Below are 12,823 nucleotides of genomic sequence, written 5' to 3'. Positions count from 1 at the left end.
CGTCACCCGTATTCGTTTTATAAATTACATCTTACTTAATAACCTTAAACCTTCTTAGGTTCATTTTAAACCATCCCTTAAAACGAAGATAACGTAAAAACTGAGTTCGCTCTCTTTCTAAATGCTGGTATCGTTTTGGGTTCTTCTTATAGAATTCTTGATGAAAATTTTCTGCTGGCCAAAATTTAGCAGTTGGTTCAATCCGTGTTACGATCGGCTTGGTATACATCCCAGCATTTTCCAACTCCTGTTTTGATTTCTCTGCGATCTCACGCTGTTCTTGGTCCTTAACAAAAATAACTGGTCGATAACTATCTCCTCGATCCGCAAACTGCCCACTTTCGTCGGTCGGATCTGTAAGTTGCCAATATAAAGTCACTAAATCCTGATATGACACAACGCGTTTATCAAAAATAATCTCAACCGCTTCTACATGACCTGTATATTGACCTGTTACCTGTTCATAGGACGGATTGTCTACATGCCCACCGGTATATCCTGAGAAAACTGCAACAATCCCTGCTCTTTTTTCAAAGGGCTCCACCATACACCAAAAACAGCCTCCTGCAAAAATTGCCCGTTCTTGATAAGGTTCGTCTTTAGCATAATGTCGACTTAAATCAAAAACCGATGTTTCCGATTGCTTTCCCGTAATCTGATTATAAAAATCGGTTACATCAGGTGTTAAGTTATTCCGCACAGCCAAAGGTCGTAGGATAGCCTCTAGTTTATCAATCTCAACATTAAAATTCATCCCACTACTAATACCATTTTGGACAGTTTTTAACTGTTCGCGCTCCCATTCTCGTGTGTGCGGATTTAAAATAAGATTGTAAATATTGCTTTCAATATTTTCCCGTTTCAAATTCATCATATCATCCCACTCTTTAGTATGCTGACTGGATTGTACGTTGGAATTAGTTTTACTTCAATTAATAAGATTGACTCGGTGGTTAACCGCCTTTTTCCTCTCTCTTTTTCTGAAATGAGTTGCAAAAGACAACCCCCTCCGTTTAGCTTGCTTCAACTTCATGACCTAACCCGTCATAATGTTGAACCCTGCTAATACTCGGTGGTTAACCGCCTTTTTCCTCTCTCTCTTTCTGAAATGAGTTACAAAAGACAACCTCCTCCGTTTAGCTTGCTTCAACTTCATGACCTAACCCGTCATAATGTTGAACCCTGCTAATACTCGGTGGTTAACCGCCTTTTTCCTCTCTCTCTTTTATTAATAAGGGTGGGGTCTTCCTAAAATAACATGCGCTACGTGTGCCAACGTATCATCCACTATTCTAAGAATATGCGGGTCATCTAGCTCATAATAAACATGTTTTCCTTTTTTTATACTATCTACTAACTGATGCTTCTTTAACAACGCTAACTGGTGTGATACAGCCGATTGATCAACACCCAGTTCACTAACAATTGTTGATACATCTGCCTGGTTATTTTCCAAAAAATATAAAATTTTAATTCTCAACGGATTCCCTAACAGTTTGTAAATCCGAACAGTTTCTTCCATTTCTTGTTCACTAATCTTCTTTTGCATTACTACCAGTCCTTAAAATAGATGAATGATGTGCATAATAAATCCGCTATCAAATAGCACGTATATACCTACTCCAATATAGCAAATTTTCATTAAAACTTCGCCGTAATGGTCCATGAACCCAGCAACGTACTTATTACTTCCAAGCCATTTAATTAGTAAAACGGCCAATATCGTCAAAGCCCCAATATAAACTAATGTTAAAACGAAGTTAGTAAATGTTTCCCCAATCAGTACCGGTAGAAAAATCGAAAGATTACATCCAGCACATACTGCCAAATATGTTATAAATACATTCCAAATTTGCGATTCCGAATCATGGATTTTTGTATCGTCATCATCATCTCGTAACCCCATGTAAATTGGAATAAAACCTAATACACCCAAAATCCACTCAGGCGCAAACAATTCCAGCGTTTTCCCAATTCCAAAGCTCAAACTCATCAATAAAACTACACCAGCCAAATACCCGATCATGACGCGTGATAACTTAAATTCTTTTAGCAAGAATAATAAGATAATAAAGAAATCAAGGTTAACCCCTATAAATGTTGCTGTAAGTAAACCAAAATTCATGCTAAGTCTTCTTTCTTATATGATATATGATACACTTATCATATATTCAATTAACTACTAAGTCAATATTCTTGTTACAATAAACAAAAAGGAGTTTTTATGTCATTCACAATTAAATCAATTTCACCAGACCAATACAGTACAACAGTTCAGATTGAAAAAAAGGCCTTTGCAAAAGCAGATCATTCCGATGGTACTGAACATCTTTTAATCACAAAGTTGCGTAATGAAAAACTTTATATACCTGACTTCGATATCATCGCTGTTTCAGATAAGACGCAAGTTATAGGTCATGCCATGCTTTCTACAGCTAAAATCAAGAATTCTTCTGCCACGATTTCTCAAAAAATAGGAGTTCTAGCTCCACTTGCTGTTTTACCTAACTTCCAAAAACAAGGTGTCGGTACACTTTTACTACACGAATTAGAACAGCGCGCCACCAAATTTGGACTTTTAGCAATTAGCATTCTAGGCGATCCTGCTTATTACGGTCGATTTGGGTATGCTCCAGCCAGTACTTTTGATATAAACGCACCGTTTGATGTTGATAATAAATTTTTCATGATGAAAGAGCTCCAGCCACACAATTTAGATAATATTTCTGGAACACTTGAATACCAAGCTTCTTTTGGTATTTAATTTTTAACAAAAAGCGCTAACGTTTATCGTTGTAATTAAAGCTATATTATAAATCACCCATAAAACGCCATAATAGGAAAAGCATACTTAAACATCAAATATGGGACGAATGTTTGGTGGTAATCCCCGTTATTGTAATATTCAGAGCTCAATTTACGCACTCGCCAAAATTTGATCGACGATATTTTGGTAAACTGAGTAGACGGCAATTTCTAACCGTAAACCACTATTAAAGAATAATTAATTAGCATATTTGAGATATAAATCATCTTTTTAAAGTCACTATCTAGAATTCAAAAATAGAGTATGAATTAGACTATTTATTTAGTCGTTTCATACTCTATTTCGTATTTATTAATTTTTAGGTAAAAGCTATCTCTTAATTAACTTTATTCCACAATTACTTTTTAATCTTATGTTTCCAATTGATAATGCGTCTTTGTTTAAACATAATGTCATACTTTCGATATGTGAATAGCGGGTCAGTTTCTTCTGCTACCGTACTGTACTCTAAGCCGTACCAAATAGCTGGTGAAGTTGTTATATTTTGCAATAATACCCTACCTCCAATTAGAAGTTGATCCCATCTTTTAACTTCTGGATTAGACCCCAGATCAACTAATTGTTGGCTTATAATAACGTACTTAAAATCACCAACTGTTCGGTTCAGATTCGTGCCATAGCAAGTCTTTTGTGTCTCTATAACATTCTCACTAATCAAATCTTGAATAATTTGTCGTAAATAGCTATTCACATTTTGATTTTTCTTAAATCCAAGGTACAACTGCACACTAACAACATTTTCGGTTCCCATTAAATCAACTGTGTAGTAACTATCAAATGGTTCATTAGTCTCATTAATCGTTACAAACCAATATACTTTTGCACGTTTGGGCTGTTGATCAAGAATCGAAGAGACTACATTACGTTTTACACGATACTTATCATTTGGAAGTACTTTTGCCAAATATACAAGATTAGTTGCATATATTGGAAAATGTTGATTATGACTCAAACTTTGCAACTGTTCAACGTAGTCTGTCAATGATACATACTCACTGTCACGAACATACGATTCACGCCTCTTGTTTCCGAAATACCAGACATACATTACTGACAAAATGAGTAACGTTAATAATAATGTTAAATAACCCCCATGAATAAACTTTGTCAAACTAGCAATCAAGAATACAGATTCAAGAGTTCCAAAGCCGAGTAACACGGCCAAGCCAGCACCAAAGGAAAATTTCTGGCGCATAAATTCGTACAATAACATGGTTGTCATTAGCATTGTGATCGTAATCGCCAAACCGTATGCAGCTTCCATATGCTGAGATGTTTGGAAGAACCAAACAATACCCATGGTTAGTACGAACAAAATCCAGTTAACTCCGCCAATATAAATTTGGCCTCGAATTTTGCTCGGATGTGTAATTTTCAAACGAGGTAAGAACTTGAGGATGATTGCCTCATTTACTAAGGTAAAGGATCCAGTGATTAGTGCTTGAGAGGCAATGACCGCTGCTAATGTCGCAATAATGATTGCGAATAGTTGAAAATTTTGTGGAACCATTTCATAGAAGGGATTAATATCACTCATATGTGTAAATGCTGGATTATTATAATTGTTTAACATCCAAACCCCTTGTCCAAAATAATTCAACATCAACATTGCAAAAACAAATGGCCATGTCCAATAAATATTGGCCTTTCCAACGTGACCCATATCAGAATACAATGCTTCTGCACCAGTGGTAGCAAGGAAAATACTTCCTAAAATAAATATTCCGGCTTTATTGACCGGGCTAAATAAAATCTCAATCGCATATAGTGGAGAAATTGCACGTAAAATATCCCAGTGAGGGCCAATATTTATAACACCAGCTACGCCAAGAAAGACAAACCATAAAAGCATAATGGGACCAAATGAACGGCCAATCGCTGCCGTTCCGAACCTTTGTGTCAAAAATAGAACAAATAAAATTATAGACACACTAATTAACACCATCATTTGTGAGTTTGAAATGTTAATCATACCAATTGTTCTACCCTTTAAGCCTTCAATAGCCGAAGTAACGGTAACGGCCGGAGTTAGCGTTCCATCAGCCAAAAGAGCCGCCCCACCAATTAAAGCCGGTACAACTAACCACTTACCACGCTTTCTAACCAGTGCGTATAATGCAAAAATACCACCCTCGTGGTTATTGTCTGCTTTCATTGCAATAATTACATACTTAATCGTAGTAATTAACATTAACGTCCAGAAAATCAAAGAAATTGATCCAATGATGTATTCCGGCTTGGCATTGCCAAATTTACCCGCATCAGAAACAATCGCATTCATAACATACAATGGAGATGTGCCAATATCACCATACACAATTCCCAATGTAATCAGCATTCCGAAAAAACTTTTTTTATGAATACTTTTAGATAAACTCATAGTCTTTTCCTCTTAAATATTGATTTAAAAACAACCTTAACCTGACTAATAATATACGTTATTCAAAAAAATTCAAATTTATTTTTGATGACTATAGTCACATTAAATCACACTTTATAAAGTGCCATCTTAGCCATAATTGCTTTTCTAAATCACCTATATTACACGAAAAACCTCATTTAACCGTTAAGTAAAACAAATTTTAAATTGTTATTGGATAAAAAGCAATATTATTGTACGAAGTGACTACTGATTTTTTTGTTAATATGTCATTGATACTCATGCGAAAAGTGGGCCACTGAAAGATAAATCATTACCTAGTATTTATAACTTATCATTCAGTTAATTGTGTTATGTTGTTTGGTTTACTTCTGCCGCTTTTTATTGGGCTTTTCGCTGCAATAATTATACTCAGCGACTGTACAGAGATTTCAAGTGTTTCGATCGAGGAAATACGCCGGAAACTTATTAACGGGATTTAGTAATTTGAATTGATAACTATCACAAAAAACGCTTAAACAATGGCTAAGTCATCGTTTAAGCGTTCTTTTTATAGGAAATAGTAATAAGCCGAAAGGCATTGCTAGTTAACCTTATCAAATACCGTTCTGTTCTTTACAACCCCTTGACCAGCTTTAGCAATCTGATAGGTAAAATTAAAGGATACAAACTTACTCTTAATAGATAAAATGTCATTATATTGCCACTGTGAAACTTGATTTCCAACCTTTTTGGCTAGGGTCAGCTTATTTCCTTGGGCCTTATAATTCCATGTTCCATCCTTTTCTTGACTACTATATTCAGTATTAAATGCTGACTGACTCTTTGCAGCACTTAATGCCGTGTTTTTGTTTGGATTTACTACTACTTTATTTCCTTCGCGTTCAAAAGTTACATATAAGGCCTTATCGCCTGAAACACTCTGATAACGATACGTGTTCCCCTGAACGTCTTTTGCAACCGCATTACTCATATGAAAATACATACCACCAATAACTAATAACAATGCCACGATAATCCCAAGTACAATCCAAATCTTTTTCTTCATCTTCTAATTCTCCTTCAAACTATTTGTCACTATCATCTGAATTACTATTGGTAGCTGCTTGATCGTTTGAAGATGATTGATCAGCATCATGATGATCCTGTTCTTCAGTATCCTTAGATTTCTCTGAACTTGAATCCGTATCGTCTTTTTGTTCGTCACTAGATTTATCCGACTCCGTATTTGAATCTGAATCATTATCATCATTAGAATCGGTATCCTTTGAAGACTTGTCACTGCTATCCGAGCTGTCTGAAGAATCACTATCACTACTTGAAGAATCTTCATCTTTGGTAGTAGTGGAGGTAATATTAAATTGGAACTTGTCCCCATCAGCAGACAAACTTAAAACTGCACTGTCTGCATCAGATAAATCAGAAGTCTTTCCGTCAGAATCAAGCTTTTCAGCAATTTCTTTAGCTACAGCATCAGCGTTATCACTCGTTAACTTCTTACTGTCTGTTTTAACGGACTGATCGCTACTGTAAACTTTTTCAGTCTTAGTATCATCACTAGTAGAGTCACTTGAATCACTCGAATCGCTGTCCTCAAATGAAATGCTTCCAGAATTCAGATGGTTATTAATATCATTTTCAACTTCATCTTTAAAATCGGACATGGACATTTCTTCAGTATCATCCGACTTCTTGTCTTTGTCTTTGTGGCTCTTAGACTCATTATCCTTGGTAGTTGAACTTTCAATTGAACTATTGGATGAACTATCAGTAGCTTCACCCGAAGTTGTTACGTTTTCTTTCCCAGCATTTTCAGCCGGCTTAAATGTATTTTTACTGTTATCTATATTAACAACGGGCGAATTATTAATGTTAACTGTTTCAGAATTATCAACGAATAAGTTAATTTCAACTTTCGTCATCGCAACATAAGTACCATCCCCATAATAGCTATAGTCAGTTGGCACAGTTCCGTTACGATTCAAAAGCAAAACATCCCCAGCATATATTAAATCAATATTTTTTATGTTGTTATCGTACGCGAGTTTTTGAACTGAAATACCAGTTGCCGCAGAAATACCAGATAATGTGTCACCCCACTGGATCACATACCGATTCTCGTTTGAGCTATTAACATCAATATGTTGTGCAGCAATATTGTTACTGATTTGTTGTGGCGTATTAGCAACCCAATTAGTTATGTCCGCACGCTCTGCATTAGATTGACTACCATAAAAACTATCAGCCAATGCGTTTGTAGTATTCAAAGCTAGCGGTGTTAACAAAATCCCACTCATTAAAGCAAAACCTAAAATTCGGTTTCTATTCATGTCTACTCTCCTGTATTAAAATTAATTAATTCCCCATAATCATTTTAGTATACTTGGTGACGATTAACAATCAGAATTAGAAAGAATTTTTTAATTTTTACTGTACAAATTAAAATCACTATCTCACTTATACATTAAAGAATTGGTTTTGTTGCTTTTTTAATTAGGAGCTGTAGCTGCATAGCTTCATTCTCACTTAGTCCTTGAGTTGCAAACTCACTGGCACCACTAGCAATTCCTTTCAAAAATTGATAATTACTCCGTCCCTTTTCTGTCACAAATATTTTAGATTTACGTCGATCTTGAGCATTTTTTTCACGTCGCAACCAACCATGTTCAATTAAAAATTTAATTGCCTTGGTTACAATGCTTTGTTCCCGATAAATACCTTTAATAAGGTCTTTTTGTGAAACACCTGGATTTTCAAATACCAGTAAAACATAATAATAGTTGCTATCATTCAATTCAGGTACATCCTTTAATTGAATATTTATCCACTCTCGAACTGCACGATTGTATATTGAAATCCATTTTTCTATCTTACTAAGATCCATTTTATTAACCTTCTGTTGTATAAAATTTAAACAAATACAAACTACAGACTAATAATAACAAAAATGTTGCACCAAATATAATCGACATTGCAACATGAAATCCAACCATTAAACTAGCTGGAAGGGATGCTATAACAATCAAAATTGTATTCGAGGCTGACCCACTAATTTGACGCAAAGTATTATTCCAAGCAGTTCCATATCCAATTTGAGATGTTGCCAACCCTTTTAAGGATTCAGTCGTAGTAACCGACATAATCATTGAAATTCCAAGCATTCTCACAATATAAATTGTAATAATCCACATAACACTTGTTTGTTCATTCATCGTTTGAAATGGGATTGACGATAGTATTAATAAAATCAAGCCACTTAAAATAGGTAACTTAGGCCCGTGACCATCATAATATCGGCCGACAAGTGGCGCCATTATGGCATTCGCAACTGCGCCAGGAAGCATCGCTAATCCAGCAAGCAAACTAGACTGATGGATCACATTTTCAATAAAAATTGGAATTAAAGCTTCGGTTCCCATTAATATGGCAAAAACAAGCATCGTTGCAATAATCATCAAAAGAAAACTTGGGCGCTTGAATAGCCTTATATTTAAAAGTGGTTTATCCAACACTGTTTGACGCCGTAAAAAGTATGCAGTAATAGCTAATCCTATAACTAACATTGCAAGTGCAACATTAAAATTCTGTTCAAAAACTGTAATACTGCTGAATACTAGTCCCATTCCGACAATCGAACTAATTACAGATTTAAAATCAATCTTAACATCCTGTTTCTCCGAATAATTTGGTAACCATAAAAATCCAGCAAGTAATGAACAAATCATAATAACTAATACCAAATAGAATAAATATTTCCAAGACAAATAGTTAATTACAAGTCCTGATAAACTTGGGCCAATTGCGGGCCCAGCTGAAATAACCAATGAAACGAATCCCATAACTGTCCCACGCTTTTGTGGTGGGTAAATGGCGAGCATACTTACCATTACAAAAGTAATTAGTACGCCCCCTGCCATCGCCTGTAATAATCTTCCAAGCAAAATTATATAGAATGAATTAGTTAGGGGTCCGATGATTGTTCCAACGATAAATAAACTAACAATCCCTAAAAAAAGTTGTCTACTCGAAAATTTTTCAGCTAAATTTGCTGAAAGAGGTGTAGTCAATCCAATCATCAGGACATATCCAGCAGTTAACCACTGTGCTAAATTCAACGATATATGCAACGTTCGAGCCATAACTGGTAAAGCGGTAATCATTACGGTTTGATTTAATAACGCCGTAAATGCTGTTAATAATAAAATTGTTGCAATAACTGTTCTTTTTTTCTTTGTCATTCTTTTCCTCCGTTGCATGCAAATGCATGTTAATCTATAATACATTCATTTGCATTTAATTTCAACAATTCATTCATCTAATGTGGGAAAAATACTTACAATTCGTCCCAAGTATTCGTCTTTAATGCTGTTAAATACTTCAAAAAGTGAATTAAATCCTTGGAAATGATCAAGATTAGCCTTAGTCAAAGTACCAATAAATAACGAAAAATCATTTTTACCCATTTATTTAGCATTAGCAGTAGAATTCTTTGCTTTTATAAAACGTCTAGTTCCATCATTTTTTATGTCATTTAAAAACTTCTCAGGAAAATAATCTTCAATTTCTCTATCTACATTAGTGTTACCCGAGAAATTAGTGGTGACACCTATATATAAGGGCCTTTTAAATTTCTAACAAATTTTACAAACCGGAACAAAAAATGATTATAAATCGTTAAAGCCCCTCAAGATTGGCTTGTGTCCAATCTTGAGGGGCTTTAATAAATTCAATTTAAAATGCTAAAACAGAGTTGCAACCTATCTTATCTTAATCGATATAAACTAACTCATTCGTCTTTGTCTGCCTTAAGATCATAAATTGGTGCCTCGCGGAGACTAATTTGATATAAAACCGTGTAATATTCGATAACCTCTTTTTTCAAAATTTAAAGGAAACGCAACTCTTTTTACTACGGTGTCTTCCAATACTTCGCATTCACTATAAAAACCATTAGTTTTGACACATTTAACTCTCGTCTAAAAATGCCAATACCGTTTTCTTATTCTGTTTAATAAATTGTGAGTTTTCCTCAACGTTTCTGCTAGAAAATGATAGCCCACCAATTCCATGAGCAAACTGAAAAAAATCTATTTTTTTCTGTACCTCTGGATTTATTAAATCAATGTCTATTACCTTGTTATACCCATGACTAAACGCGACCCAATTCTTAAGTGATAGAGTTTTCAGCTCTTTTCGAATTTTGACAAAGTCAAAAAAATTATCGGTATATTTCGCAGAACCAAAATCAATCAGGTGTAATCCGTTTATATTTTTTATCACATTGCCAATGCGAAAATCCATGTGTGTGATTGCCAACGAATCGTTCTTATACTTAGTAAAACTTGCATCAAATTTTTGAATAAGTCGGTCATTAATTGCTTGTGTAAAAAACTGTTGTGAATTTTCAAACCATCTATAAAATATCGAATCAACACTTTGTTCAACAATCTTATTTTTCGGCATTGAGATAGTATGAAATTTACCTAGCATATAACCTAATTCGTATGATGTCTTTTCATCAATTCCACTACTTTGTAATGGGGTTCCTACAATTAATGGTCTAATCATGAAATACCGATCCGCATGAAGCTTGCCTGCGTATAATACAGGTCCAGCTTCTTCAAAGCTCTCAGTCACAATTCGTTCCCTTCTATAATTCTTGCCAGAATTAAATATTTTTACAAAGTACCATTCAGAGTCGCCCAATTGTATGCCAAACGCATCTTCTGCAAAATTATCACTAAAATGAATAACTTTTTGCGGATGAATATTTGTTATTTCTAAAACTAGACTTAGTTTATCATTCATCTTGTAACCTCTTATTTTTTGAACTTTTCATCAACAATTTATCTTGATTACGTCCGAATCCATATTTTGAAAAATAGAAGAATCTAATCGGCCATGGTGAAAGAAAACAGGTAACAATGGAAAAGAATTCCTGTAATTTGTATTCGTCGTCTACTAGGCAATACAGTTCTTGGTAAAATATTAATTACAATATTAAAAATAAAGAAATTGGTTTTAAACAAATGATTAATAGAAAAGTTGTCAGAATAAGCATTTCTTGTAGAGCACCCCATTGCAATCCTCATAAGCTACCCGGGTTGTTTCACTCTCTGTTTTTTAAAACTTTGGTCCCTTTAGCGCGTGTTGTGCCGCTAAATTTAATAGACTCCATTGTCGATCAAATCCTGGTTGGAAGAAAAAGTCCGCGTCCGCTAAATCTTCGAGTGTCAAGCGCTGTTGAACCGCCAACGCTAACACATTACCTTGTGCCGTTATATCGTACTTCGATAGTACAGCACCACCTAAGATTCGATGTGTAGCTGGGTCAAACAATAATTGAACGTATACTTTTGGATTATTTGATTCAGGTACGTAAGCAGGTCTCAAAGTATCTTGATAAAAATCAGCCTTAGTCTCAACACCTGATCTAGCAGCTGTAAAACTATTCAGCCCCGTTGCTGCAAAGTGATAGTCAAACACACTTAAAGCTGAGGATCCTACAACACCCTTAAAAGGTACAGAAGGAACCTTTTCAAATAAATGTTCAACTACGTATCGTGCTTCACGACGAACTACAGTAGCCAAAGCAATCGGAACCTTTTTTTCAGCTGCAATTGAATATACCAAAGTAGCATCCCCAATAGCGTAAACATCTGGTAGATTCGTTTGTAAATACTCATTATTATTGATCCATCCTCGATTATCTAGGTCAATAGTTCCCTTCAGCCAATCAGTATTTGGCTTAATTCCTGCTGCCTGGATTACAAGGTCACTTGGGTATTCAAAGTCTGCAGTACGAACTGAGGCTACACTATGTTTTCCTTCCAAGCCTTCAATATTAGCGTTCATTACCACTTTAACACCTTGTTCTTCCAAATGTGCTTGCAAAATATTTGTCATTTCAGAATCTAGATATGTTCCAAGTGGTCGATCAATTACTTCAAGTAAGGTTACGTTCTTTCCCGCCTTAACACTTGCTTCAACAGCTTCAATTCCAATGTATCCCGCACCAATCACAGTGACATTCTTAATTGTTGGATCTTCAAGTTTTGATTTAATCTTCGTTGCCCAATCGTAACCACGCATTAAGAACACATTTTCCAAATCAGTTCCTGGAATTGGCAAACTATTTGGCGTAACTCCCGAACTTAAAATCAACTTATCATATTCGTATTCACGTTCTTGATTTGTTTTTGTATCAAGAACTGTAATAGTTTTACGATCAGCATTAATTCGATTGACTTGATGATTATTTAAAACTTTAACACCTTGTTCTGTAAATAACTCTGGTCTAAAGTTGCGAACATCGTTAACGTCGGTAACGCTATTTTCAAGATATAATTCCATTCCACATGACATAAATGAAACGAAATCACCTGCTTCAAAAAGCGTAATATCTAAGTTGTCATACTTATTTAATAACTCCAATACAGATTGATGCCCACCATGTGATGCACCAACCACTACTACTTTTGTCTTTGAGTTTGCCATACCTAATAACCTCCCTGTGTTTTTAAGCGATCGATTCCGATTCATTGAAACCGATTTCAACGTTAGTATAATTCTTCTAACTAGATAATTCCAATGAATAAAAATTCTCCGACCACAGA

At 35.0% G+C, this 12,823-nt stretch carries 11 protein-coding genes; 1 reads left to right on the top strand and 10 read right to left on the bottom strand.

What is annotated here, in order from left to right; genetic code table 11:
• Positions 1-31 precede the first annotated feature (31 nt).
• The 3 genes from msrA to PECL_RS01435 form a co-directional block, all read right to left on the bottom strand.
• Entirely contained in the window at positions 32-871 is an 840-nt protein-coding gene (msrA, locus tag PECL_RS01445) for a peptide-methionine (S)-S-oxide reductase MsrA (RefSeq protein ID WP_014214814.1), read from the bottom strand.
• Positions 872-1,228: 357 nt separating this feature from the next.
• A complete protein-coding gene (locus PECL_RS01440) occupies positions 1,229-1,549 on the bottom strand; it encodes an ArsR/SmtB family transcription factor (protein WP_014214813.1) in 321 nt (106 codons plus the stop codon).
• A gap of 12 nt (positions 1,550-1,561) precedes the next feature.
• Positions 1,562-2,125, bottom strand: a complete 564-nt coding sequence (locus tag PECL_RS01435; RefSeq protein ID WP_014214812.1) for a cadmium resistance transporter — start codon at positions 2,123-2,125, stop codon at positions 1,562-1,564.
• Positions 2,126-2,224: 99 nt separating this feature from the next.
• On the opposite strand from PECL_RS01435, the gene PECL_RS01430 reads away from it, so the two are divergent.
• On the top strand, positions 2,225-2,764 hold the full coding sequence (locus tag PECL_RS01430) for a GNAT family N-acetyltransferase (protein ID WP_014214811.1): 540 nt from the start codon (positions 2,225-2,227) through the stop codon (positions 2,762-2,764).
• Between the two features lie 400 nt (positions 2,765-3,164).
• On the opposite strand, the gene PECL_RS01425 is transcribed toward PECL_RS01430, so the two are convergent.
• The 7 genes from PECL_RS01425 to PECL_RS01395 form a co-directional block, all read right to left on the bottom strand.
• Positions 3,165-5,207, bottom strand: coding sequence for a KUP/HAK/KT family potassium transporter (locus PECL_RS01425; RefSeq protein WP_014214810.1), 2,043 nt, complete (start codon positions 5,205-5,207; stop codon positions 3,165-3,167).
• Between the two features lie 583 nt (positions 5,208-5,790).
• On the bottom strand, positions 5,791-6,255 hold the full coding sequence (locus PECL_RS01420) for a hypothetical protein (RefSeq protein WP_014214809.1): 465 nt from the start codon (positions 6,253-6,255) through the stop codon (positions 5,791-5,793).
• Positions 6,256-6,274: 19 nt separating this feature from the next.
• Positions 6,275-7,537, bottom strand: a complete 1,263-nt coding sequence (locus PECL_RS01415) for a LysM peptidoglycan-binding domain-containing protein (protein WP_014214808.1) — start codon at positions 7,535-7,537, stop codon at positions 6,275-6,277.
• 134 nt (positions 7,538-7,671) lie between these two features.
• Entirely contained in the window at positions 7,672-8,091 is a 420-nt protein-coding gene (locus tag PECL_RS01410; RefSeq protein ID WP_014214807.1) for a MarR family winged helix-turn-helix transcriptional regulator, read from the bottom strand.
• A gap of 4 nt (positions 8,092-8,095) precedes the next feature.
• Positions 8,096-9,445, bottom strand: a complete 1,350-nt coding sequence (locus PECL_RS01405; RefSeq protein WP_158308527.1) for a DHA2 family efflux MFS transporter permease subunit — start codon at positions 9,443-9,445, stop codon at positions 8,096-8,098.
• A 727-nt stretch (positions 9,446-10,172) separates the two neighbouring features.
• Positions 10,173-11,015 (bottom strand): phosphotransferase, encoded by an 843-nt coding sequence (locus PECL_RS01400; protein WP_014214804.1) that lies wholly within the window; start codon positions 11,013-11,015, stop codon positions 10,173-10,175.
• A 315-nt stretch (positions 11,016-11,330) separates the two neighbouring features.
• Positions 11,331-12,704 carry an FAD-dependent oxidoreductase gene (locus PECL_RS01395; RefSeq protein ID WP_014214803.1) on the bottom strand — a complete coding sequence of 458 codons (1,374 nt, stop codon included), beginning with the start codon at positions 12,702-12,704 and terminating at the stop codon, positions 11,331-11,333.
• Between the last annotated feature and the right edge of the window lie 119 nt (positions 12,705-12,823).

It is taken from the genome of Pediococcus claussenii ATCC BAA-344 (genome assembly GCF_000237995.1).
Lineage (GTDB): Bacteria > Bacillota > Bacilli > Lactobacillales > Lactobacillaceae > Pediococcus > Pediococcus claussenii.
The sequence above is the reverse complement of the archived record's forward strand: the minus strand, read 5'-3'. Positions and strand labels throughout refer to the sequence as shown.